We start from the raw sequence: 24,828 nt of genomic DNA, 5'->3' as shown, positions 1-24,828 counted from the left end.
CGCTGAACTCTCGTGATCATGACAGTCATGAGCTGACATCCCGACGATGCGGCGGCGAGCCTGTGGACAGCAGACTCGCCGCCGCATCTCGTTGTCCACAGATGTGAAAAAGATGGCGGATGCCGACGGCGCGCGACGACAACTGAAGGTATGAGCGACGAGTACCGAGAGCGTCTTGAGAGTCTCATGGCGCGGCTGCCTGCCCGAAATCTGGGGCCAAGGCGGTCCGCAACCCCCGTGGCAGAGGAACCCGACGAGGAAGAGCCCGTGAGGCCGAGACGAACAGTGACCCGGGTCCACGCCTCAGCCGTGGGAATCCTGCTCGTGCTGGTGCTGTCGGTGGTGGCCGTCGGTCTGCTGAGGTCCAAGCCCACTGAAGTACCCGCCGGGGCAGTGGTCGTCTCAACGGTGCCAGAAGGTGCGACCCTACCGGGCGCGACCAGCAGCGATGCGGAGACGCCTGAGGCTGCGCCTGTCTCAGCATCGTCGGGCCCGTTGCCGACTCCGAGTGAGGCTCAGAGTGTCCAGGTGCACGTGGCAGGACGGGTGACGCATCCGGGGGTCTACACGGTGCCCTCCGATGCCCGGGTGGCTGACGCCGTCGAAGCCGCAGGAGGCATGGCATCGGGAGCTCATCCGGGACGGCTCAACCTTGCCGCGCCTGTCTGTGATGGCTGCCAGATATGGATCCCGGCACGTGGGGACGGCACGGTGACCCCGCCTGGTCAGACTGGCAGCGCGATTGCGGCCCAGGAGGCCGGACCGAGTGGTACTGGTGGCGCTGCGGGCGGGACGTCGGCGGCTGGCGCAACGATCAATCTCAACACCGCGAGCCAGGGTGAGCTCGAGTCGATCGATGGCGTGGGGCCTGTCATGGCCGGTCGGATCATGGCGTGGCGGCAGGAACACGGTCGTTTCACCTCGGTCGATCAGTTGCGTGAAATCTCCGGGGTCGGTCCCAAGACCTTCGAGAAGATCAAGCCCCATGTCATGGTCTGAGTCCGCCCTTGGCGAGCAGGTCGCCACACCAGACGTCCGCATGGTTCCGGTCGCCCTGACGGCCAGTGTGGCGGCTGCACTGGGGATCAGTGGTCGTCCTCGGCTCATCCTCCTCGCTGTAGCGGGATGCCTTGTCACCGGCATGATCGCAGCCCGGCGCAGGGGATGGTTGGTGGTCGTCACGGCCCTCGTGGGTCTCAGCGTCCTCGTCACTTCCGGAATGCGCGATCACATCGTCCACGGTGTGGGAGTGGCACAGCTCGCCGACGAGGAGGCCATGGCGACCCTGATTGGACGTGTGGCCGTTGAGCCACGGACCTTTGACGGCAACGGGTCGGGCGGATCGACGGTCACCGTCACCGTCGCCGTCAGTCGTGTCGCCACCGAGGAACGGGTCATCACGCAGTCTGCACAGGTCGTCGTCATGGCAACGGGAGCCAGAGCGGCCACCGCTGCGAAGCTGTCCGTCGGGGAACAGATCCAGGTTCGAGGGTTGCTGACCCCGCCACGGCAGGGACGGTCGGAAGCCGCCGTCATGAAGCTGCGCTCCCCGCCCAAGGTGGTCACTCCCGCGGGCCCGCTGGACCGGTCCGTCAATCGTTTTCGCGCTGGCCTCGTGGTGGCGGTGGAAGGGTGCCCCGACGGGCAGCGGGCCATCGTGCCGTCCTTGGTCGTCGGGGATACCTCTACGGTCTCCGAGGAGATGTCGGAGGACTTTCGCGTCACCGCATTGACTCACCTCATGGCCGTCTCGGGAGCCAACCTGGCCTCCACGACTGCTCTGCTGTGGTGGATCGGGGCACGGTGCGGCATGAGGAGACGTGGGTTGCGAGTGCTCTCAGTGATCGGAGTCGTCGGCTTCGTCGTGGTGTGTCGGGCAGAGGCATCCGTGGTGCGTGCAGCCGCCATGGGAGCAGTCGCCATGGCGGCGACCGGAGTGTCCTTCGACCGCCGCGGGGGAGTACGGACGTTGGCAGTCGCGGTGACAGGCCTCATGATCGTTGATCCGTGGCTGGTGCGATCAGTGGGATTCTGGCTGTCCGCCTGTGCCACTGCCGGGATCCTGTGGTGGGCACAACCCTGGACGGCTGCGATGTCATGGGCGCCGACCTGGTTGGCAGCTGCTGTCACCGTGCCATGGGCTGCCCAGCTCGCCACCCAACCTGTTGTCACCTGGATGGCCGGAACGGTATCCACCGTCGGTCTGGTTGCCAACCTGGCTGCGGCTCCCTTCGTCCCGCCAGCCTCGGCGTTGGGAATGGTGGCTGGGCTCGTGGCCCTCATCTGGCCACCCTTGGCCGTGCCGTTGGGACGCCTGGCGGGATGGTGCGTCCAGCCGATCATCTGGATCGCTCACCTGGGAGGCAAGGCGCCGGCTGGTCTGCTGACCTGGCCGTCGGGAGGAGTGGCTCTTGTCGTTCTCGGCGGGCTGTGCCTGGGTCTGGCCTTGATCACACCTGGTGTCCTGGCACGGCCCTGGCTGACAGTGGTGGCCGGCCTCGCGGTGGTTTCGGCCACCGTGGTCCGGCCTCCCGTTCCTGGTTGGCCGGGAGTGTGGCAAGTTGCCATCTGTGACGTCGGGCAGGGCAGCGCTGCGCTGGTGCGTGCGGGCCCCCATGCCGCTGTCGTCGTCGACACTGGTCCTGATCCGAGTCCGTTGGGTCGGTGCCTTGATGACCTTGACGTCGACCAGGTGCCGATGGTGGTCCTCAGCCATTACCACGCCGATCACATCGACGGGCTCGACGCCGTTCGTGATCATGGGCCGACGACGGCTGTCGTCGTGTCCCAGTTGGCGTCTCCGGAACGGGCAGCCAGGAGGGTGAGGCAGGCCGTCGCACGGATGGGGGCACGGGTGCTCCTGGCACACTCGGGCGAGGTCATGACGGTTGGCACGGCGAGGCTCGAGCTGTTCGGCGGAATCCAGTTGTCCGACGCTGGCGAATCGCAGGAGGAGCCAGCTGTCGAGAACAACTCCTGCGTCGTCGTCAAGGCCACGGTCGACGGTCTGAGAGTCCTCCTTCCAGGAGACGCCGAGCCGGGTGAGCAGCGCCATGTCCTGGCAGACCACGCAGATCTGTCGAGTGATGTCCTCGTCGTTGCTCATCACGGATCTGCCCATCAGGACGAGGACTTCTGGGCCGCAACCGGTGCGAGCGTCGCGGTGGTCTCGGCCGGGAAGGCAAACCCCTTCGGACATCCCTCTCACAAGGCCATGTCCCTGGCCAAGAAGATGGGGATGCAAGTCCGTCGCACCGACGAGGAAGGCACGGTCCTGCTGGCTCGTAGTGGCGGTACGGTCCTGGTGCAGACGCGATCGTGACTGATTCGTGTTCCGCGTCGCAGGGAGATTCATCGATGTGGAGGTGTCGGACGAGCGCGCTAACCTGAGCGGTCGGTTCATCCCAAGTGGGCCCTCGCGGGAAGGAGAACAGGTGGCGTCACGGTTCACGACCAAAGGGCCTCGCATGCCGATGCGGTTGCGCACATGGCAGCGAGAGGCCCTGGACTCGTACCTGTCTTCCAGCCCACGTGACTGGCTGGTGTGCGCCACTCCTGGCGCTGGAAAGACAACGTTCACCCTGGCCGTCGCAGCTCACCTGTGGCAGGACCATGTCATCAACCGCGTCATCGTCGTCTGCCCGACCGACCATTTGCGCACCCAGTGGATGGGTGCGGCACGCGGACTTGGCTTCGACCTGCGCGACACAGCGAATGCGGAGGCACTGCCGCCCGACTGCCACGGATGTGTGGTCACCTATGCCCAGGTCGCCCAGAAACCAGCTCTCCACGCTGCCCGGGCGACCAATATGCGCACGCTCGTCATCTTCGACGAGATCCACCACGCCGGCGACGTCATGAGCTGGGGATCTGGCGTCATCGAGGCCTTCTCGGGTGCGGTGCGACGCCTCGGCGTCACCGGAACCCCCTTCCGGTCCGACGAGGCCAGGATCGCCCACGTCCGCTACGAGGAGGTCGGTGACGGCGCCTTCGAGTCGGTGGCCGACTACACCTATGGTTACGGTGACGCCCTGCGCGACGGAGTCGTGCGTCCCGTCACGTTCGCCACCTACACCGGACGATCCACCTGGACCGACGCGCTTGGGGAGACCCACACCGCCATCCTCGGTGACTCCGAGCTCACCAAGGTCAACGAGGAGATGGCCTGGCGTACGGCTCTGGACTCGGACGGCGAGTGGATCGCCCACGTCATGGCCGCGGCATGGGCGCGGGTGAACCAGCTGCGCGATTCCGGGACGATCCCGCACGCCAAGGTGCTCGTCCCGGCCTCGAACCAGAAGGTGGCCAAGGAATATGCTGAGGTCTGGCGAGAGGTCACCGGAAACGAGCCTTCAGTGATCCTGTCGGAGGATTCGGCTTCGGCCAAGAAACTCACCGCTTACCGCGACGATCCGGACAAGATCTGCGCGGTGTGCGTGCGTCTCATCACCGAGGGGGTCGACGTCCCCGACGCCGCCGTGCTGATCTACTCGACGACGGCTTCCACCCCGCTGTTCTTCGCGCAGATGGTGGGACGTGTCGTGCGTGCTCGAAATCGTCGCGAACGTGCCACGGTCTTCCTGCCGGCAGTAGGACGTCTGCTCGACCTGGCCGCCGAGATGGAGGAAACTCGCGACCACGTCATCGGACCCCCGCAGGAACCGGACCTCATTGAGGAGTTCGACACCCGGCAACGCTCCGAGCCCGACCCTGATGTCGGAACGTGGCAGGCCGTCGCTTCTGACGCCATCCTCGGCGAGGTCATCGACACCTACGCTCCCACGTCTGATGGTGGACTCTTCGCCCTCGACGGTCTCTTGAGCCCTGAACAGGAGCGCGCCCTGCTGGCCCGTGACGAGAAGATCCGCGCCGAGCAGGCGCGTCGCGTGGCCTCGGCCCGACGTGCTCACAAGGCATCCAAGGCAGCCGAGGAGAGGCAGGCTCGACGCGACGACCTCATCGCCCTGCAGCGTCGTGGTGGCTCGGTCTACGACACCATCCGTGACCCGCGCGAGATGCGTCGGGAGATTCACCGAGCCCTGCTCGACTACTCCCGCCACCACGACCTCACACCCCAGGCTGGCTGGGGACAGCTCTACCGGGAGGTGCCGGGTCCCAGGAATGAATCGGCACCGATGGATCTGCTGCGCACCCGATTGGAGTGGCTGCATTCTCACTGAGTCTCTGACGGGCCAGAACACCATCTGACGCAATCCCGATGGCATCCTCTGGCATCCTTGGGAAGGTGAGTTCGGTCTACGGCACAGCATTGGTGGTTCACGGGTCGGAGACCCTGCTGTCGGACAGGGCCGTTGACGCCCGCGTGAAGGCGGCCCGACAGGAGGTTCCCGAGGCTGAACTGGTTGAGCTGGCGGGCCGCGAGGTTGACGCCGGACGTTTCGTGGAAGCCACCGGAGGATCCCTGTTCAGCGAGGCGACGATCGTTGTCGTCGACCCCATCGCCGATCTCGACAAGGATCTGTTCGACCTCGTCGCCAACACTGCCGCACAGCCCTCCGATGACTTGTGCCTCATCCTCGTCCATCCCGGCGGGGTGAAGGGAAAGGGGCTCCTGACCAAGCTGTCCAAGGCCAAGATCGAGACGGTCAAGGCAGATCCCCCCAAGCCCTGGGCCATCCCAGACTTCATCGCCAAGGAGGCTCGTCGCGTCCATCTCGATATGGATCATGACGCCGCCGACGCCCTGCACCAGGCTCTCGGAAACGATCTTCGGACCTTGGCAGCGGCCATTGATCAGCTGGCCAGTGATTCACCGGACGGAAGAATCGGTGCCGAGGCCGTCACGACCTATTTCGGTGGCAGGGCGGAGATCTCGGCATTCAGCGTCGCTGACGCCAGCCTCGAGGGACGACTCCCCGATGCGCTGGAAACCCTGCGATGGGGTCTGTCTACCGGAGTCCAGCCGGCAGCGGTGACAGCTGCAATGGCTCGCGGGCTGCGATATCTGGGACTGTTCATGGACATGCGTCGCCAGCGGATGGGGGACAAGCAGCTGGCTCAGGCGATCGGCGTCTCGCCGTGGAGACTCAAGGCGCTCAACACGCAGGCCCGGTTCTGGAGCAAGGCCGGGGTGGCCAAGGCCATCCGGCTCGTCAATACCTGTGACGGCGCCGTCAAGGGTGCTGCGGTGGACGCCAACTATGCCCTGGAGTCGATGCTCATCGACGTCGAGAAAGCCCGCAAACCTGACCGGGGCCCGGTCCGCTTGTAGGATGACCGTGCCCTAAAATACTTGTGACAAACACGTCAAGCACCCCGACCACCCAGTGGGCCGAGGTGCTGTGCGTATCCCCGTAACGGGGAGAGGAAACTCAGGCGGCCAGCGAGTTGAGCTTCTTGGAGATGGCCGACTTGCGGTTGGCAGCCTGGTTCTTGTGGATGACGCCCTTCGACACGGCCTTGTCGAGCTGACGGTTGGCGATCCTGGCGGCCTTGGTGGCGGCCTCAACGTCTCCGGCCTCAGCGGCGCGGCGGAAGTTGCGCACGTAGGTGCGCAGGGCGGACTTGACGGCCTTGTTGCGCTGGCGCGACTTCTCGTTGGTCTTCACGCGCTTCATCTGCGACTTGATGTTCGGCACTGGGCAGCCTCTGATTCCTTGATCGATGTACGTGGAAAGCGCCAGACAGGCGCGACAGAACATGCTACCAAATCAACGCGGTGGCCCCAAATCAGCGGGCGTTCCGCGGTCTCGTTTCTCGTCGTGTCAGGATGCAGATCGAGCGCTCAACCAGAGGCACTCGTACGGGGCAAGACGCAGGTTCATGGGGGTGAGGTCGTAGTCGAACCCGCTCAGCAACTCGGTGACGACGTCATCGAGTTCGGATCGTAGGGTTTCCATCGGGAACCAGACCTCGTGCTCGCTGACGTTGTACAGCTCGATCATCCTGCCCTCTGGATGCGGTCGTCCCCACATGATGACTTTGCGGTTGGGTGAGGGGAGCACGACCGTCTCCACCGACGCGTGGAACTCGGGGCTGCGACGACGGGCATTGATGGCGCGTCTCACCCCGCCCCAGATCCTACCGGGGACGCTGTGCGGCTCGGCCTGGGCCTGCTCCACCAGCGACCAATCCATGACCGGACGGTGAACCCACCGGTTGTCATCAGCATGATCAGGATTGCACTGCCAGTCGTCATTGAGCATCCCGACCTCGTCACCCATCCAGATGAGCGGCACACCGCCGTAACCCAGGATCGCGGTGTGCATCATGACGATCCGGGCGATGGCAGCGTCAATGAGCGCCGGATCCTTGGCCTCCAAAGCACTTTCCAACCCGGCGAGGCTCGCCAGAGACCCACTGATGCGACGGTCCCCGGTCTCCGGGTTGTCCTGGAAGACCAGGCCGCGCGCGAATGACCCGGGGAATTCACCGGAGTAGAAGTCGGAGAGGAAACGACGGTGGGCGGCGGGGTCCAGCCCGGTGTCTCGGGCGTCAGCGTCGTCAACTGCCCAACCGATGTCGTCATGGCAGCGGGCATAGGTGGCCCAGGTCGTCGTCGAAGGCTTGTCGGGAAACCGACTCAAGGCCGTCTCCATGAGACGGACATCGCGGGTGGCCAGGGTGCTCCACAGCTGCACCATGAGGCTGTTGTGGTACGCCATGTCCGAGAGCCTGCCCCAGTGGCGACCTTCTCCCAGGTATCCCACGAGATCATTGGGGCCGACGATCGCCTCAGCCTTGAAGGCCACGGCAGGAGCGACGATCCGCATTGCCTGGCGCAGTGACTGGGTGAGGTCGTGGACCTGGGGGAGGTTCTGGCAACTGGTGCCGAGCTTCTTCCAGATGAAGGCGATGGCGTCCAGGCGGAAGACCTCGACCCCTCGGTTGGCGAGTTCACACATGAGGTCGAGGAACTCGCAGAAGACGTCGGGGTTGGCCCAGTTGAGGTCCCACTGAAACTCGTTGAAGGTCGTCCAGACCCATCCCTGACAGTCGTCGTTCCAGGTGAAGTTGCCACGCGCAAAGTCCGGAAAGACCTCCGGGAGATCGTTCTCCCAAGCATCGACCTCCTCCTGAGTCTTCAGGATGCGGAAGTAATCACGATACTTCTGCTGGCCTTCGCGGGCCCGCTGAGCCCACTCGTGCTCGGCTGCCACATGGTTGACAACCAGGTCCATGACCAAGGAGATGCCGTGACCCCTCAGCGCGCTCGTCAGATCGTCGAGATCGTCCATCGTGCCCAGATCCGTACGGATCGCGTGATGGTCGGCGACGGCGTAGCCCCCGTCGTTGGCTCCTTGTCGTGGTTGCAGCAGGGGCAGGAGGTGCAGGTATCGCACCCCCATCTCGGACAGATGGTCCAGATGATCGTTGATGCCCCTGAGGGTGCCCGCGAATCGGTCGGTGTAGGTGGCGTACCCGATCATGGACGACTGCTGTAGCCAGTCGGGTTGGAGGAGTCGAGCCTCGTCGAGACGCTTGAGGTCATCGGGACGCTCGGCGATCCGAGCCATGAGGATGTCGCGGACCCTCTGCAAGGTCTCGTCGGCGCGATCGTCGTAAACCCTGCTGAGACCGATCCACAGATCAGGCAGATAACGCTCCCAGCGCAGAGTGAAGGATTGGTGGGTGTGCGGATCAAGGCTCGCGTGTCGGAGGCTGTCATCGGCGACCATGATTCGATCTTAGTCGGGTGCGGAACTGACCGTCATGGTTGACGGTGTGGCCGTCGAGGTGAGTACCGGGACAGGCGCTGTGTCGCTGGTGCGTGAGAGACTGGGGGTTGAGCCGGGTATCCCCCGGTACCATCTTCGAGACATGAGGGAGCAGATGTCCGCGCCTCAGCCTGGCAGCACAGATCCGGCCATCATTCGGAACTTCTGCATCATTGCGCACATTGACCACGGCAAGTCGACCCTGGCCGACCGGATGTTGCAGATGACCGGTGTCCTGGACGAGCGTAGCGCTCGCGCTCAGTACCTGGACCGCATGGACATCGAGAGAGAACGCGGCATCACCATCAAGTCCCAGGCGGTGCGGATGCCGTGGGAGGTCGACGGCGTCACCCACGTCCTCAACATGATCGACACCCCTGGTCACGTCGACTTCTCCTACGAGGTGTCCAGGTCCCTGCAGGCGTGCGAGGGAGCGATTCTGCTCGTTGACGCGGCCCAAGGCATCGAGGCCCAGACCCTGGCCAACCTGTACCTCGCCCTGGAAGCTGACCTGGAGATCATCCCGGTCCTCAACAAGATTGACCTCCCGGGCGCCGAACCGGATCGTCACGCCGCTGAGATTGCCGGCATCATCGGATGCGATGAGTCAGAGGTGCTGCGCGTATCCGCGAAGACCGGTGACGGGGTGGGCGACCTACTCAACACCATCGTCGCGGAGGTGCCTGCCCCCGAAGGAGTGGCCGACGCCCCTGCCCGTGTCCTCATCTTCGACTCGGTCTACGACACCTACCGCGGCGTCGTCACCTATGTTCGGGTCGTTGACGGCGCCCTGCGCCACCGCGAGAAGATCCTCATGATGAGCACCGGTGCTGCTCACGAGGTGCTCGAAATCGGCGTCATCTCCCCGGAGATGGTACCCGCCGACGGACTGTCGACCGGCGAGGTCGGTTACCTCATCACCGGTGTGAAGGATGTCCGCCAGTCCCGAGTCGGCGACACCGTCACCAATGCCACCAAGCCCTCCGAAACGGATCTCGGCGGCTACCAGCACCCCAAGCCGATGGTGTACTCGGGACTCTTCCCGATTGACGCCAAGGATTTCCCAGAGCTGCGCGACGCCCTCGACAAACTGCAGCTCAACGACGCAGCCCTGGTCTACGAGCCCGAGACCTCGACCGCCTTGGGATTCGGTTTCCGCGTCGGCTTCCTGGGGTTGCTGCACATGGAGATCGTGCGCGAGCGTCTGGAACGCGAGTTCGACCTCGACCTCATCTCCACGGCTCCCTCGGTGGTGCACCACGTCCTCATGGAGGACGGGTTGACCGTCACCGTCACCAACCCCTCGGAGTACCCGACCTCTGGACGGATCGCCGAGGTGCGCGAACCCGTCGTCGATGCCACCATCCTCAGCCCCGCCGAGTACATCGGCACCATCCTCGAGCTGTGCCAGCAGCGCCGCGGGGTTCAGCAGGGCCTGGACTACCTCTCCTCGGATCGTGTGGAGATTCGGTACCGACTGCCCCTCTCGGAGATCGTCTTCGACTTCTTCGACCAGCTCAAGTCCCGCACCAAGGGGTATGCTTCGCTGGACTACCACGATGCGGGCGAGCAGACTGCTGACCTCGTCAAGGTCGACATCCTGCTCAATGGTGACCCGGTTGACGCCCTCAGCTCGATCGTCCACCGCGACAAGTCCTATTCCTATGGCGTCGCGATGGCCACCAAGCTCAAGGAACTCATCCCGCGCCAGCAGTTCGAGGTGCCGATTCAGGCCGCCATCGGCGCTAGGGTCATTGCCCGAGAGACCATCCGCGCCGTCCGCAAGGACGTGTTGGCCAAGTGCTACGGCGGTGACATCTCCCGAAAGCGCAAGCTCCTCGAGAAGCAGAAAGCCGGAAAGAAGCGAATGAAGGTCGTCGGCTCGGTCGAGGTGCCTCAGGAGGCCTTCGTGGCCGCCCTGCGCACCGGCGAGGCGACGGAGAAGAAGTGAGCTCCCGGCTGCGTGCCCACCGGTTGCAGGTTCCGCCCCAGCTGGCTGATCGCGGCATCGACCAGATGATTGCCTTCACAGTGCCGCTCACGGTGAGGTTCCGTGGTATCGAGGTGCGCGAGGGAACCCTGTTGCACGGCTTGGAGGGCTGGGGGGAGTGGTCCCCGTTCTGGGACTACGACCCGGTCGAGTCCGCATCCTGGTTGCGGGCCGGAATCGAGGGGGCCACCCAACCTGTATTGCCGCTCCGGCGAGACCGCATCCCGGTCAACGTCACCATTCCGGTCGTCAACGCCGATCGCGCCCGGACGATGATGGCCGAGTCCGCCTGCACCACCGCCAAGGTCAAGGTCGCCGATCCCCGCAGCGACCTGCGCGAGGACTGCCGTCGGGTCGCTGCGGTGCGCGAGGCCATGCCAGACGGCAAGATACGGGTGGACGCCAATGCCGCATGGGACGTCGAGACCGCAGTACGAGCCATCATCGAGCTCGACGCCGCAGCCGAAGGGCTGGAGTACGTCGAGCAACCCTGCCCCCAGATCGAGGACCTTGCTCAGGTGCGACGCCGGGTCGATGTCCCGGTGGCAGCCGATGAGTCGGTACGTCGCGCCGAGGACCCGGTTGCAGTGGCACGAGCTGGCGCAGCCGACCTCATCATCGTCAAGGTCCAGCCACTGGCCGGGATCTCCCGTGCACTCGAGGTCATCAACGCCGCCGGGCTGCCCGCCGTCGTCTCCTCGGCCCTGGACACCAGCGTCGGCATCGGACTGGCCACCCACCTGGCTGCTGCCCTGCCCGAGCTCGACCATGCCTGCGGGTTGGGGACCCTCAGGCTCTTCCGCGGTGACGTCAGCGACTCACCCCTCATACCCGTCGACGGCTGCCTGACGCCGCAACGAGGCGTCGTCGATGTCGAGGCCGATGATCCCGACGACGACCTGTGCCCGAGATGGGCCGAGCGGCTGGATCTCACCGTGGCTGCCCTGGCCGACCTGGAACGGAGATGACGGTGAACCCTTCCACCGCAGTTGCCCGTCGATTGGTGAGTGCCCTTGTCGGGGCCGGGGTTGAACATGTCGTCTACTGCCCCGGGTCCCGCGACGCCCCCACCGGTTACGCCTTGGCCGACGCAGAGGCAGCCGGATGGTTGCGGGTACATGTGCGCCTCGATGAGCGTGTGGCCGGATTCGTCGCCCTCGGCCTGTCACGCGCCTCGATGATGGAGGATCTGTGGCGTCCGGCCGTCATCGTGACGACATCCGGAACGGCGGTGGCCAACCTGCATCCGGCGGTGTTGGAGGCCGACGCCAGTGGAGTCCCGCTCATCGTCTGCTCTGCCGATCGTCCCCACGAGATGTGGCACACCGGCGCCAACCAGACCACCACCCAGGAGGGGATTTACGGGACGGCACCGAGGTTCTTCGGTGCCATTCCCGCCGGTTTCCCCGCCGACGATCGTCTCGACGCACTTGTGCTGCGTGCCGTCACTGCTGCCAGGGGGGCATTGTCGTCGGATCCCGGACCCGTGCATCTCAATGTCGGATTCCGTGACCCGCTCGTCCCCGACGAGCCGTGGCATCCCGTTCCTCCCAAGCCTCGCGTCGTCGACGGGGTCGCCAGGCCGGCGACGCCGGTTGCGATGCCTCCTCATACCGTCGTCGTCGCTGGTGACGGTGCCGGACGCGACGCCGTCACCCTGGCTGAGGAAGGATGCTGGCCGCTGCTGGCCGAGCCGAGTTCCGGGGCCCGAGTGGGGCAGAACGCCCTCACCGACTACCAGGGAATACTCGGCACTGATCTGGCTGACGAGGTCGAGGCCGTTCTCGTCCTAGGCCATCCCACCTTGTCACGACCCGTCACACGACTCCTGGCCACTCATCCCGTCACCGTCGTCGCCGACCGCTCTCGCTGGACCGACGTCTCCGGTGGTGCCCGAACCGTCCCAGGACCCATCACGGTGCGCACCGCCAGCCGCGACGAGGCCTGGCTCGCTCGATGGAAACGCGCCGACCGTCCGACCGCCGTCACGTGCAAGGACGAGATCTGCGCGGCTGTCTGGGCCGACGCCTGCCGCGGGGTCGGGCCACTTCTCGTGCTCGGCGCCTCCGCCGTCATCCGCTCCTTCGATCGCTGTGCCGTTCCCGAGCAGCGCGGGCCGGTGGCCATTGCCAACCGCGGATTGGCGGGGATCGACGGCACCATCTCGACGGGTGTCGGCCTGCACCTTGGTCTGGGAATGCCGGTAAGAGTCGTCGTCGGGGACCTCACCGCAGCCCATGACGCGACCGCCCTGCTCAAGGGTGCTGCGGAACGCGACGTCGACGTCCAGGTCGTCGTCCTCAATGACGGCGGGGGAGCGATCTTCGCCGGGCTGGAGCACGCAGCTGCCCCTCGTCCAGTGTTGGAGAGGTTCTTCCTGGCCCCGCAGGAGCTTGATCTCGCGAGTTTGGCGAAGGCGGTGGGAGCTGACTACCAGCGCGTCGAGAGCACGGATTTCCTGACTGAACCCGTCCGCGGACGAAGCATCGTCGAGGTGACCTTGCCCCAGGTGTGAGGAGTCTCAGCCCTCCAACACCGACTTGAAGGCCTCCATCTTGGCCCCGGTCTCGATCCACTCCTTGTCCGGGTCGGAGCTGGGCATGATCCCGGCACCGGCGTGCACCCGCACGGATCGGTTGTCCTCGGAGAACTGACCACAGCGCAAGGCCAGCGCCCACTGGCCCGACCCGTTCGGTGACATCCATCCGACGGGCCCGGCGAATCGTCCCCGGTCCGTGATCTCGGTCTGCTTGATGAGCTGGTAGGCGAGCTCTCGAGGAGTGCCGCACACTGCGGCCGTCGGGTGGATGACGTCAACGATCTGTGCGGCATTCGTCGTGCCGACCCTGGCGGTGATGTCCGTGGCCAGGTGGGTGACATTGGGCAGTTCCAGAAGGAACGGTCCTCGAACGGCAGGGTCGGACAGGCCAGCTTCAGAAAGCCGATCGGTCACTGAAGCCACGGCCAGCTCGTGCTCGCGGTGCTCCTTGGGATCCTGCAACAGCTCGTGGGACCAGGAAGGCTTGCGGGTACCGGCGAGCACCCGGCAACGGAACAGGCCATCGCGGCAGTCAACGAGCAGCTCGGGAGTCGCGCCAACCAGGCCGTCATGGCAGTAGGTCCAGCAGCCGCTGAACTTGCCCGAGAGGCGGGACGCGACGAGTCCACGGTTCATCGAGGCGGATGCTCGGACGGTCACCGACCGCGAGAGCACCACTTTTTCCAGCTCGGAGTCCTGGGAGAGTCGAGTCGTTGCGGCGCTGACCGCCTGGCGCCAGTGTTCGGCGTCAAGATCGGGAAGTTGGGCGTCAATGACTGCCAGGTCGGAATCCTCGCGATGAATCGGAGTGGATTTCGAGCCGAAGACGAGAGTGCCTTCGCCCAAGTGGCGCCGGACGAGGAGAACAGCGGGGACGACGAGGAATCCCTCCTCGTCACGGGAAAACGGGAACGACCCGAACGCCACGGGAGCTGCCTCAGAGTGCTGAGCAGCCCACGATGAATAGGTGTCGAAGGCCTTCTCGGCAGCGTCAGGCCCGCTTGCGGTGAAGCGGGCCTGCTCGCCCCAACCAACCATGGCAGGGGCGTCATCGGTGTCGGGAGCCACCCAGATCCACGGGTCGACCTCGGGTGGGCAGCAACGACGCGCGGCATCCAACCACCGAGCCCCACTCGCAGCGGACAAGTCGACATCGCAGGACAAGGTGTGCACGAGGGGAGATGCTACCTTGAGCCTGTCAATAGGCCGCGGGGGCGGCACGCTCGCAGGTGATCCTGCATCGGTGATCGCCTGGCCGAACCACTGCAGAAAGGGCTCGCAATGAGGGTCTGGTGCCAGGCGAGTCGTAGCCCCATCATGGAGTCATTCTCGGTCTGCTCATCGACGTGGTGAGCATTGTCGCCGAGGTGGCCTACCTCAGGCGGCAGCCCACCGGAATCCTCGTTGCCACGCTGACGTTGTCACCGATGCGCAGCAGCGGCGACCGGAGTCATCGCGTCCAGGCAGATCCGTCAGCTCTGGCCTGCTCGGCCAGTCGCCTCACCTCGAGGCGATCCACCTTTCCGGAAGCCAGCATGGGAATGGTTTCGGTCGTCACGACGATGTGCGGACGCAGTTCCCGTGACAGATCGACGGCGTCCCGGATGCGCTGGGGCTCCTGGCAACCCGTGACGACGGCTGTGACGACCTGCCCCCACCTCTCGTCGGGCAGCCCGACGGCGACGCAGTCCCTCGCCAACCCGGTTGCGGTGACGGCATGGGCCACCTGACCGGGGGAGATCTTGAGCCCGCCGGAGACGATGAGGTCGTCGGCCCGACCATCGACGACGAGCCGACCGTCCTGCCAGTGGGCGATGTCCCCGGTGAGGCACCAATCCCCGGTTGGCCCCTCGTCGAGATACCCCGACATCACCATGGGGCCCGACAGGGACACCCGACCATCCTCATCCAGGCGTACCTGCACCCCGTCGAGCGGAACCCCGTCGTAGACGCACCCGCCACAGGTCTCGCTCATGCCATAGGTCAGCACGATCGGCATTCCTGCCGCCCGAGCCTCGGCAACCAACTGCGACGAGGTTGCGGCACCTCCGACGAGGATCGTGGAACACCGCGTCAGGGCCTCACGAGCAACCGGATCATCCATGCAGTCGGTCAACTGGGTCGGCACCAGGGACAGATGCACCCGACCGTCCGGATCCCTGCGTACCGCCTCGTCGATGGCGTCGGACAAGGCCCGAGGGGTCACCTTTCCCTCGACGACGACCACCGAGCGATCGCCGACTGCGGCCCTGGCGACAACCTGCAGACCGGCAATGTGGTTGGGGGGAAGGGCGAGCACCCACGTTCCGGCCCCGCCAAGTCGGGCATCCGTGGCGTTGATGGACGCCAGCAGCTGAGCCGCCGAGATACCCACGAGACGCCCGTGACCAGAGGTCGAGCCTGACGTCCGCATCACGAGCCCTACCTCATCGGGCAGGAACACCGTCCTCCTCTCGACGTCCTCAAGGGTGGCCACTGGATTCTCCTGGCTCCCGGTCGGCACGAGAACTGACCGCGTCGAGCCACGCAAGAAACGTGTCAAACGCTCGGTCAACCAGTCGACGTCGGCCTGGGTGCGTTCCACCCTGACGACGTGCACTCTCGCGGTCTCGGCCATCGGGCCTCCCATCGGGTCGTGGTGTCCACAGGTGAGGAATCAGAAGTAGTACGGGTAGCTTGACCAGTTGGGGGAGCGGTGCTCGAGAAAGGCGTCGCGACCCTCCTGGGCTTCCTCGGTCATGTATGCCATGCGGGTCGCCTCACCGGCGAACGCCTGCTGACCGGCGATGCCGTCGTCGACCATGTTGAAGGCGTACTTGAGCATTCGGATGGCCTGTGGGGACTTGCCGGCGATCGTCAGACCCCACTCGATGGCGGTGTCCTCCAGCTCGGCGTGATCGACGGCGCGGTTGATGACGCCCCACTGCTCAGCCTGCTCGGCGGTGTACGTCTCTGCCAGGAAAAAGATCTCGCGGGCCTTCCTGTCACCGATCTGGCGAGCCAGCAGGGCTGAACCGTATCCGGCGTCGAAGGAGCCGACGTTGGCGTCAACCTGCTTGAACCGGGCGTTCTCACGGCTGGCCACCGCCATGTCGGCCACCACCATGAGGGAGTGGCCACCGCCGGTCGTCCAACCAGGAATGGCGGCGATGATCGGCTTGGGAGTGGCGCGCATGAGCCGCTGGACCTCGAGAATGTGGAGACGTCCCAAGCGCCCCTTGGCGATCCGCTCCCGGCGAGCGTCGGTGGCCAGGTCCTCGTCGCCGGCCGCCTCATCGGACTCGTACTGGTAACCGGCTGCGCCACGAATGCGCTGGTCACCACCGGAACAGAAGGAGTATCCGCCGTCGCGGGGAGAAGGGCCGTTCCCGGTCAGGATGATTGCTGCCACGTCAGGGGTACAGCGCGCCGCGTCGATGCAGCGGTACAGCTCGTCGACGGTGTGTGGGCGGAAGGCATTGCGGATGGCAGGACGGTCGAAGGCGATCCGTACCACCGGAAGGTCCTCGCCAGCCGGGGCGTGATCGACCTCACCTCGTGAGATGAGGCGGTGGAAGGTCATGTCGGTCAGCGGATCGCTGGGAAGGCTGATCTCGCGCCAGCGGTCCGCGTCGAAGGTGTCGGAGACGAAAGGAAGGGTGCTCACCCGATGGAAGCTACCACTCCAGGCAGCGCTGCCTCACCTGGGACGACGAGCCAGCCACGACGCCGCGATGACGCCGCCCATCGCACCGCCCAGATGCGCTTGCCAGGACACCCCGGCTTGTCCCGGAAGCACACCCCACAGCACTGACCCGTAGATGAGGAAGACGACTATGGCCACCAGGATGTCGCGCAGTCTCTTGGTGAACAGGCCTCGGACCAGAAGATAGGCCAACCAACCGAAGACGATTCCGGAGGCGCCGAGCGTGATGGTTCCCGGCGCGCTGAAGAACCACGCGAAGAGCCCCGAGCACACCGTGATCATGAGCCCCGAGACGACCCAGGTCCGCGTCGACTCCATGTAGACGAGCATGCCGAGAGCGAAGAGTGGCACGCAGTTGCCCGCCAGATGGGCCCAGCCGTAGTGCAGCCACGGGGCGGTGAAGATCTCCCACAGTCCCTGACCGGTCCAGGAGTGGATCCCGAACTGATCGAGGGTGTTGCCGAGCATGGTGTCGACGATCTCGAGGACCCACATCATCGCGACAACGACGGCCATCACCCTGGCGCTGCTGGCGATGGAGTTCGTGCGGCTCGGCGGTTCGGCCTGACGTCGGCGGACAGGGGTGGACGACGGAGGCAGGTAGGAAGTCATGTATCCAGTGTGGCAAAGAAGAATCCGGAAACGTTTGTGAGTTTTATCACAAAAGACTCGGCAGTGTGGTTCTGCCGTGCCCAACATACGAAGCAGGTTTCCAAGAGCGACAGAAGGCCGAGGGAGACCGCATGACGGATCATCCGGACGTCTTCACGTGGTTCACCGGTGTCAGGACGAACATCGTCACCAACGCGGTGAACCGCTGTCTCAACACCGTCCGTTGTCACACGTCCGCCCTCATCTGCCACTCGGCCCTCATGATGTTTGTCGACGGCGTCGGCAGGGGACGGTGGCGTCCAGGACTCAGTCCATGCCGGAGGTCTCCAGGCCCTGCACCAAGTAGCGCTGTAGAACGAGGAAGACGATGACGACCGGAACGATTGCCACCAGGGCACCGGCGAAGAGTTCGGAATAGTTGACTCCCTGGCTCGTCATGAATCGACTCAGCGTGAGCTGGACGGTTGTGGTGTTGTCTCGAGCAACCAGCAGTGGCCACAGGAAGGAGTTCCAGGCGCCGATGAAGGTGATCGTCGAGATGGCTGCGATGATTCCCCTGGAATTGGGGACGACAATGCGCCACATCGTCGTCCACGGGTTGGCTCCGTCGAGGTTCGACGCCTCCTCCAACTCCTTGGGAAACTCCAGCAGGGACTGCCGGAACATGTAGGTCGCGAAGGCCGAGAACATCATCGGGATGATGAGGCCTCGGTAGGAGTCGATCCACCCGAACTGGGTCGTCATGATGAAACTCGGCACAAAGGTGACGGCGGTCGGCACCATGAGGGTGAGGATTGTCAGACGCAGCACCACCGTCGCAGCCTTGTTGCGGAACCTTGCCAGCCCGTAGCCAGCCATGAAACTGACGATGACCGTCAGCACTGTCTGTCCGATCGCCTGGATGGCCGAGTGGACCATCGCCCCGGGCAAATCGAGGTCAGTGTCTGAGAAGAGATCCCGCAGCACCGAGAAGTCGAGGTTATCGGGCAACCACTTCCAGTCCGCGGCGACGAATGCCTCCGAGCTGCTGAAGGCATTGCGAAAGATGACGTAGAAGGGCAGCAGGAACAGCAGGGCCAGGATGAACAGCACGACGATCTTGAGACCGTGCAGGAATCTCCCGGAGCGGCCCGTGACCATGTGGGAATGTTCCTCAGCCATGGGACACCTCCCTGCGACGAGCCTTGGCAGCTTGCCTGGCGGCTGTCTTCTCGCGGCGCTCGTGGCCGCTCATGAGCCAGTTCTGGGCCAGTCCGAACAGTGCGATGATGGCGGTGAGGATGACGGTTCCGGCACCGCCCATGCCGAGATCCTGATCTGCCCCGCCGACACTGATGAGGTACAGGTGCACCAGCGGGGGACGAGCGTAGGGCGGGTAGGTGCCCGAGGAGGACAACAAGTTGTAGAACTCGTCGAAGGCCTGGAAAGCACCGATGAGCAACAACATGAGAATGGCCGCGCTCACCCCGCGCAACTGGGGCATGGTGACGTGACGCAGGGTGGCCCAGCGACCGGCGCCGTCAATGGCGGCAGCTTCGTAGGTGTCTGTGGGGATGCGGTTGAGACCCGCGATGAGCAGGATCATGTAGTAGCCGACTTGCAGCCATAGCCGCAGTGAGATCAGCGCGATCCAGTACCAGTAGCCCACTCCGGACAACCAGTCGATGTTGTTGCCACCGATCTTGCGCAGCAGGGAGTTCGCCAGACCGAACCGTGCTCCGTTGAAGAAGCTGAGCCGCCAGACCATCGCCGCGACGACATAGGAACACGCCGTTGGAATGAAGAAGGAGGAGCGGAAGAAGGCCCGGAACGTGCCGACGTTGTTGAGGGCCAGCGCGAGGGCCAGAGAACAGGCGTAGGTGAGCGGGATGATGAAGATCGCGAAGACGATGAAGACCAGCATCGAGTTGCGGAACAGGGTGTCCGACAACAAGTTCTGGTAGTTGGCGAAACCGATGAACTTCGTGGGGGACAGGGTTGCCCGGGCATCGAAGAACGACAAGTAGGCGCTCCAGATGATCGGGATGTAGACGAAGACCAGCAGCCCGATCAGGAACGGCGCAACGAACAGGGCAAACCAGAGGTTGCGTCCCTGGTGCCCCCGGATCCGCTGCCAGACGTTGCGGGTCGGGGGCTTCGAGACTGCCGACGAACTCATTTGTTGACGCGCTTGAGTTCGGCCTTGGCCGTTGACTGCACCCCGGCGAAGGCCGACTTCGGGTCTGCCCCCTTCTTGACGACGTTCGTGAGTGCGGCGCTGTAGGCGTCGGAAATCTTGGAGGTCCAGAACAGGGTCGCGGCCTTGCCGTGCTTGTCGACCATCTCGGCAGCGTCCTTGCCAGCGCCACTGTTGATTTGGGAGCACTTGTCGGTGAGGTCAGGCTGCGACGGGATGTGGGTGCCATAGGAGTTGGCGAAGTCGACCTGCTTGTCGGTCTGATCGACCCACAGCCACTTGGCGTACTTCTTGGCGGCCTCGACGTCGTTGCTCGCCCCCTTGGCGGCGACACAGGAGCCGTAGGCACCGAAGGGCACGGTCTGCTCGCCGGACGTGCCGATGGCCGGGAACGGGATGACGTCGAAGTCGTCCTTCCACTTCTTGGAGATGTCGCCCAGCGACCACAAACCACCCCACTGCATGGCGGTCTCGCCGTTGACGAATGGGGAGGCGTCGAACCAGTCCTTGGAGGCGGCGGTCAACAGGGCGCCGGACTTGTAGAAGTCGCGGTAAGCGGCGACGGCGTCGAAGAAGGCCTGCTCCATGAAGGCGACGTCAGTGTGGTCGTCGTTGAGCTGGTCGAAGCCGGAGGCCCAGATGAGGAGGTTGCCGAGCACACCGATGCCACCGTCGTTGCCGGCGAAGAATCCGCCCATCTCCTTGGTTGTGACGGCTCTGGCAGCCTCGACGAGCTGCTCGAAGGTGGTCGGGGCCGACAGCTTGGCCTTTTCCAGGGCCGACTTGCGGTAGTAGAGCAGCTGCATGTCGACGACCTGCGGGATCGCGTAGATCTTGCCGTCGAGGGTCATGCGATCCAGTACCGGCTGCGAGAACTTGGACTTGGCGTCACCGATGGTGTCGGTGAGGTCAACGACCTGACCCTTCTGGATCATGTCGAGGGTGGCCCCGTACTCTGACTCGAAGACGTCAGGAATACCTGATCCGGACAGCAGGGTGGTGGCCAGCAGCTTCATGTAGTCGGTGCCGGGGTTCCACTTCACGGTGACCGTCGCGTCCTTGTAATTCTTGGCATAGCGACTGACGGCCTGCTGGACGCCCTTCTCACCGTACTCGTGGTACCACTGGACGATCTTTCCGGAGCCACTCGAAGGGGCGCTCGACTTCGAATTGGTGGAGACGCCGCCGGTGTTCGATCCGCATGCGGTCAGAACTGCGGCAGTGGCCAAACCGGCGGATGCGGTGAGGAAGTGACGGCGAGAGATAGTCATGGTGGCAGCTTAAACCTCAAACTATTGAAACTTCACACGTTGAACCTGGTGTTCGCCATCCGAATAGCTGTGACCTGTCGTGGCCCAGCCGTAACTGACTCAGGTGGCATCATCCAGGAGCGACATTCGTACCTTGTGACCCAGGAGGATCATGACGCACGCAGATGGCGACCGGCCGCAACTTAGTCCGACCGACGGACCGTGGAGCATCTATCTGCACGTTCCGTTCTGCGCCTCCCGGTGTGGGTACTGCGACTTCAACACTTATGTCCTCTCAGCCATGGACCACGACGCCATCTCCAGCTACCTGGAGGCGGCTCATCGCGAGTTGGACCTTGCTGGGCAGACGTTGGGACGGCGTCCGGAGGCGTCGACCATCTTCTTCGGGGGAGGCACTCCGACGATGCTCGCCCCAGGTCAACTGGGGGAGCTCGTCGATCACGTTCGTACCGTGTGGGGGGTCGACGATGCCGCCGAGATCACCACGGAGGCCAACCCGGAAACCCTTGACGAGGACGTGCTCTCCGGGCTGCTCGAAGCCGGGATCAACCGGTTGTCCATGGGGATGCAGTCCTCCGACGAGGCCGTCCTGACGATTCTGGATCGTCGTCACCGTCCTGGTCATGCCGTGAAGATGGCGAAGCTGGCCCGTCAGGTGGGATTCGACGACGTCAGCCTCGATCTCATCTTCGGTGCTCCCGGCGAGGACCTCGGCTCCTGGCGACGCACTCTCGGCGCCGCGCTGGAGGCTGAGCCCGATCACATTTCCGCCTACTCCCTCATCGTCGAGGAGGGCACCAGGCTGGCAGCGCGCATCCGGCGTGGTGAACTGCCGATGACCGATGAGGACGACCTTGCCGACAAGTACCTCATCGCCGAGAAGGTCCTCACTGAAGCCGGTTACGTCAACTACGAGGTGTCGAACTGGGGCCGAGCCCGCGACGGTCATGACCACCGGTGTCGCCACAACATGGCGTACTGGCTGGGACATGACTGGTGGGGAATTGGTCCTGGAGCCCACTCGCACGTGAACGGGACGAGATGGTGGAACGTCAAGCATCCGGCCACGTACCGGAGCAGGCTGACCGAGGGTCGTCTACCTGTTGAGGACCACGAGGTCCTCAATGCGCGGCAGCGCCACGAGGAGACGGTGCTGTTGCGGCTGCGTCTGGTTGACGGGTTGCCGTTGTCCCAGCTGACGGAGGTGGAACGTCACCGGGCCTACCACGTCGAGGAGCAAGGGCTCGGGGCGATCCAGAACGGTCGCCTGATGCTCAATCTGTCCGGGCGAATGGTGGCCGATCGGATCATCACCGATCTGCTGGTGTGAGGTCATAGTGCGGATGCTCATGCCGAGTGCGTTGTTTCAGCTGGTGATGCGCGGCTTGTCGGCATGGTCATGCGTGGCAATACAGTGGCTACTGTGATCGACCGGTACTCCCACGACGTCCTCGCAAGCGGCTGGCGCACCTCTCACATGAAGAAGAGCGTCGACATGCCGTTGGAACTCGACATGGTTGTCGAGGATCCGTCGAGCGGGTACGTCGGGGCCGTCGTCGCGTGGCAGAACGGTCTGGTCGTGCTCGAGGATCGCATGGGCAAGCGCAAGTCCTTCCCCATCGGTCCGGGTTTCTGGGTGGATGGCAAGCCCGTCAATCTGTGTATTCCCCCTCGTCAAGGCAGTGCGAGCAGCACGCACACCGCGTCGGGGTCCATCGCCGGAGATGCTGAGCCTGCTCGCGTTGCCCTTCCCAGCCGCATCTATGTCGAGGGGCGCCACGACGCCGAACTCGTCGAGAAGATCTGGGGAGACGACCTGCGTCATGTCGGGGTCGTCGTGGAATACATGGGCGGCATGGATGACCTGGTCGGGATCGTCGCCGAGTTCAAGCCAGGTCCAGGGCATCGACTGGGAGTTCTCGTCGACCACCTTGTCGCCGGGACCAAAGAATCTCGCGTGGCGGACGAGGTGCGACGTGGCGGATATGGCGAGTACGTCATGATCACCGGACATCGCTTCATCGACATCTGGCAGGCCATCAAGCCCGAGCGGATCGGTCGTCAAGAGTGGCCGGAGGTCCCGATGGACGAGGATTTCAAGCTCGGCACCCTGAAACGCCTCGGTGTGCCACACTCCACCCAGTCTGATGTCGGCAAGGCCTGGCAGGCCATGCTGAGCAGAGTGCGTGACTGGCACGACCTGGATCCACGGTTCAACACCGAGATGGAGAAACTCATCGACTTCGTCACCTGCGACCACGTCGACGAGTTGGAAGATGAGGAGATGGCATGAGCATCGACGTCGAGACGGTCTGCGACCTCATCCGGGACGTCAGCGCCAGGATCGTTGATCCGCGGTTCCGGTCGCTCCAGGATCACCAGATCCACCAGAAGAAGCCCGGAGACTTCGTCACCGACGCCGATCGCCAGGCTGAGAAGGCGCTTGGTGCGGCGTTGACCGAGCACGCCGGCGGGGTCGTCGTCGGGGAGGAATCAGCCTTCGCCGACCCGACCATCCTTGATGCCGTCCCGGACGCTGACCTGGCTTGGGTCATTGATCCCATCGACGGTACGAAGAATTTCGTCCACGGGTCGGTGGACCACGGGGTCATGCTCGCTCAGCTCAAGCGTGGAGAAACGGTGAGGGCCTGGATCTGGCAGCCTCAGCACGGTCACATGTGGTGCTCCGAGCAGGGTGCCGGGGTCACCTGTGACGGTGAGGCGGTGACCCGGGGAGGGGCCCGCACCCCGATTCGTGCCGCGACCACCCACGAGGCCTACAAGGTCGGCTCCCCACAGGTGAAGTGGCTGATGTCGAAGTGGTGCTGTGCGGTCGACTACCCCCTGATCTGCCTGGGGGAGAACGACGTCACCGTCTATCAGCACTCCTACCCGTGGGATCACCTGCCTGGTGCCCTCATGGTGCGCGAGCTCGGCGGAGTCGTTCGCACCGTGGACGGGGCCGAGTACGGGCCTCGCGAGATGTCGGGGAGACTCGTCGTCGCAGCCGACGAAGAGGCCTACCGGGTGATTGCTGAACTGTTGCGCTGATGTGTCGGACTGGCGGCAGGCCAGCTGGGGGGAATGTGCCGGCCCACCGGGGTGAGCGGGATGTCGACGGGGATCCTCGCGGCGAGCTCACCCCTCTGTGTCATGACGGCGGTGGCGTCAACGGGGTGCCCGTGGCCAGGCACGTAGATGCCTGCACCACCAGTACCGGTGATGACCGAGTCGATGGCTCGCGGCCAGCCCCGGAGGTCGGTCGTCTCGTCGGACTGTGGCTGGCCAGCGGTCTCCACCAGGTCTCCGACGAAGGTCACCCTCTCGTCGCAGATGATGACGACGAGGTCCCCGTCGGTGTGGGCCGGGCCGGGATGGATGACCTCAGCGCCGATCCCACCCAGATCGACATAGGCCATCAGTGAGATGGGGTGATCGACGTCGAGACCAGGACAGTGGGCCAGGGCGGCCTCGTGCATCCAGGCCTCAACCCCGTCAATTCCGGGAAGCCCGCCGCTGTGGTCATAGTGGTGGTGGGTGACGACGACCCGATCAACCGGACGACCCAGCATGCGTGCCGCCGACATCGCCAGGGCGTGTCCCTGCTCGGGAGTCGACCCGGTGTCGATGAGGAGGACGTGATCGTCGCCGGCGACCAGTCCGCAGGTGACGGTTTCCGATTCGACGACGGTCGTCCACACCCGGGCAGTGAGAGCGGACCACTGGGGAGTCTCGGGGTTCGTCGACATGGCCACCAGTGTGGCACGGGAATGTGCTACCAGCGAGAGAGACCGAAGCACTACGGGCGAACGCGATAAGGTGGCACTCGGCACCTGAGAGTGCCAAAGTGGGACTCGTAGCCGACGGGATCGCGTGA

Annotated in this window: 20 protein-coding genes; 10 read left to right on the top strand and 10 right to left on the bottom strand. The window is 64.6% G+C overall.

The window, feature by feature from the left end; all coding sequences use genetic code 11:
* Positions 1 to 150 precede the first annotated feature (150 nt).
* The 4 genes from ACSJJT_RS02400 to holA all read left to right on the top strand — a co-directional run bounded on the left by ACSJJT_RS02400 (position 151) and on the right by holA (position 6,232).
* On the top strand, positions 151 to 999 hold the full coding sequence (locus tag ACSJJT_RS02400; protein WP_435916758.1) for a helix-hairpin-helix domain-containing protein: 849 nt from the start codon (positions 151 to 153) through the stop codon (positions 997 to 999).
* Positions 1,000 to 1,039: 40 nt separating this feature from the next.
* A complete protein-coding gene (locus tag ACSJJT_RS02395) occupies positions 1,040 to 3,322 on the top strand; it encodes a ComEC/Rec2 family competence protein (RefSeq protein ID WP_435917039.1) in 2,283 nt (760 codons plus the stop codon).
* Positions 3,323 to 3,434: 112 nt separating this feature from the next.
* On the top strand, positions 3,435 to 5,180 hold the full coding sequence (locus ACSJJT_RS02390; protein WP_500861878.1) for a DEAD/DEAH box helicase: 1,746 nt from the start codon (positions 3,435 to 3,437) through the stop codon (positions 5,178 to 5,180).
* Between the two features lie 38 nt (positions 5,181 to 5,218).
* The gene (gene holA / locus ACSJJT_RS02385; protein WP_435916757.1) at positions 5,219 to 6,232 is read left to right on the top strand and encodes a DNA polymerase III subunit delta; all 1,014 of its coding nucleotides are present in this window, start codon (positions 5,219 to 5,221) and stop codon (positions 6,230 to 6,232) included.
* Between the two features lie 100 nt (positions 6,233 to 6,332).
* Here the strand turns inward: holA and rpsT are convergent, their stop codons facing one another.
* Positions 6,333 to 6,599: a 30S ribosomal protein S20 gene (rpsT, locus tag ACSJJT_RS02380; protein WP_435916756.1), complete on the bottom strand. Its 267-nt coding sequence runs from the start codon at positions 6,597 to 6,599 to the stop codon at positions 6,333 to 6,335.
* Positions 6,600 to 6,725: 126 nt separating this feature from the next.
* Positions 6,726 to 8,639, bottom strand: coding sequence for an alpha-amylase family protein (locus ACSJJT_RS02375; protein WP_435916755.1), 1,914 nt, complete (start codon positions 8,637 to 8,639; stop codon positions 6,726 to 6,728).
* A gap of 142 nt (positions 8,640 to 8,781) precedes the next feature.
* On the opposite strand from ACSJJT_RS02375, the gene lepA reads away from it, so the two are divergent.
* The 3 genes from lepA (at position 8,782) to menD (ending at position 13,183) form a co-directional block, all read left to right on the top strand.
* Positions 8,782 to 10,629 (top strand): translation elongation factor 4, encoded by a 1,848-nt coding sequence (lepA, locus tag ACSJJT_RS02370; RefSeq protein ID WP_435916754.1) that lies wholly within the window; start codon positions 8,782 to 8,784, stop codon positions 10,627 to 10,629.
* Between the two features lie 65 nt (positions 10,630 to 10,694).
* Positions 10,695 to 11,636 carry an o-succinylbenzoate synthase gene (locus ACSJJT_RS02365; protein ID WP_435917037.1) on the top strand — a complete coding sequence of 314 codons (942 nt, stop codon included), beginning with the start codon at positions 10,695 to 10,697 and terminating at the stop codon, positions 11,634 to 11,636.
* Positions 11,633 to 13,183, top strand: a complete 1,551-nt coding sequence (gene menD / locus ACSJJT_RS02360; protein ID WP_435916753.1) for a 2-succinyl-5-enolpyruvyl-6-hydroxy-3-cyclohexene-1-carboxylic-acid synthase — start codon at positions 11,633 to 11,635, stop codon at positions 13,181 to 13,183. The genes ACSJJT_RS02365 and menD overlap by 4 nt, the downstream gene beginning before the upstream one ends.
* A gap of 6 nt (positions 13,184 to 13,189) precedes the next feature.
* On the opposite strand, the gene ACSJJT_RS02355 is transcribed toward menD, so the two are convergent.
* The 7 genes from ACSJJT_RS02355 to ACSJJT_RS02325 form a co-directional block, all read right to left on the bottom strand.
* Positions 13,190 to 14,380 (bottom strand): isochorismate synthase, encoded by a 1,191-nt coding sequence (locus ACSJJT_RS02355; RefSeq protein ID WP_435916752.1) that lies wholly within the window; start codon positions 14,378 to 14,380, stop codon positions 13,190 to 13,192.
* 277 nt (positions 14,381 to 14,657) lie between these two features.
* Entirely contained in the window at positions 14,658 to 15,824 is a 1,167-nt protein-coding gene (locus tag ACSJJT_RS02350) for an AMP-binding protein (protein ID WP_435916751.1), read from the bottom strand.
* 39 nt (positions 15,825 to 15,863) lie between these two features.
* Positions 15,864 to 16,853 carry a 1,4-dihydroxy-2-naphthoyl-CoA synthase gene (locus tag ACSJJT_RS02345; RefSeq protein ID WP_435916750.1) on the bottom strand — a complete coding sequence of 330 codons (990 nt, stop codon included), beginning with the start codon at positions 16,851 to 16,853 and terminating at the stop codon, positions 15,864 to 15,866.
* Positions 16,854 to 16,886: 33 nt separating this feature from the next.
* Entirely contained in the window at positions 16,887 to 17,408 is a 522-nt protein-coding gene (locus tag ACSJJT_RS02340; RefSeq protein ID WP_435917035.1) for a rhomboid family intramembrane serine protease, read from the bottom strand.
* 402 nt (positions 17,409 to 17,810) lie between these two features.
* On the bottom strand, positions 17,811 to 18,665 hold the full coding sequence (locus ACSJJT_RS02335) for a carbohydrate ABC transporter permease (RefSeq protein WP_435916749.1): 855 nt from the start codon (positions 18,663 to 18,665) through the stop codon (positions 17,811 to 17,813).
* Positions 18,658 to 19,662, bottom strand: coding sequence for a carbohydrate ABC transporter permease (locus ACSJJT_RS02330; RefSeq protein WP_435916748.1), 1,005 nt, complete (start codon positions 19,660 to 19,662; stop codon positions 18,658 to 18,660). The genes ACSJJT_RS02335 and ACSJJT_RS02330 overlap by 8 nt, the downstream gene beginning before the upstream one ends.
* Complete coding sequence (locus ACSJJT_RS02325) at positions 19,659 to 20,951, bottom strand: ABC transporter substrate-binding protein (RefSeq protein WP_435916747.1); 1,293 nt, start codon at positions 20,949 to 20,951, stop codon at positions 19,659 to 19,661. Before ACSJJT_RS02325 ends, ACSJJT_RS02330 begins: the two co-directional genes overlap by 4 nt.
* A gap of 151 nt (positions 20,952 to 21,102) precedes the next feature.
* On the opposite strand from ACSJJT_RS02325, the gene hemW reads away from it, so the two are divergent.
* The 3 genes from hemW to ACSJJT_RS02310 all read left to right on the top strand — a co-directional run bounded on the left by hemW (position 21,103) and on the right by ACSJJT_RS02310 (position 24,002).
* A complete protein-coding gene (gene hemW, locus ACSJJT_RS02320) occupies positions 21,103 to 22,281 on the top strand; it encodes a radical SAM family heme chaperone HemW (RefSeq protein ID WP_435916746.1) in 1,179 nt (392 codons plus the stop codon).
* Between the two features lie 84 nt (positions 22,282 to 22,365).
* On the top strand, positions 22,366 to 23,244 hold the full coding sequence (locus tag ACSJJT_RS02315; protein ID WP_435916745.1) for a DUF3097 domain-containing protein: 879 nt from the start codon (positions 22,366 to 22,368) through the stop codon (positions 23,242 to 23,244).
* Entirely contained in the window at positions 23,241 to 24,002 is a 762-nt protein-coding gene (locus tag ACSJJT_RS02310; RefSeq protein ID WP_435916744.1) for an inositol monophosphatase family protein, read from the top strand. The genes ACSJJT_RS02315 and ACSJJT_RS02310 overlap by 4 nt, the downstream gene beginning before the upstream one ends.
* On the opposite strand, the gene ACSJJT_RS02305 is transcribed toward ACSJJT_RS02310, so the two are convergent.
* Entirely contained in the window at positions 23,972 to 24,700 is a 729-nt protein-coding gene (locus ACSJJT_RS02305) for an MBL fold metallo-hydrolase (protein WP_435916743.1), read from the bottom strand. The two genes, ACSJJT_RS02310 and ACSJJT_RS02305, sit on opposite strands and share 31 nt — an antisense overlap.
* Positions 24,701 to 24,828: the final 128 nt, after the last annotated feature.

This window comes from Cutibacterium nasicola, from assembly GCF_051303185.1.
GTDB lineage: Bacteria > Actinomycetota > Actinomycetes > Propionibacteriales > Propionibacteriaceae > Cutibacterium.
The sequence above is the reverse complement of the archived record's forward strand: the minus strand, read 5'-3'. Positions and strand labels throughout refer to the sequence as shown.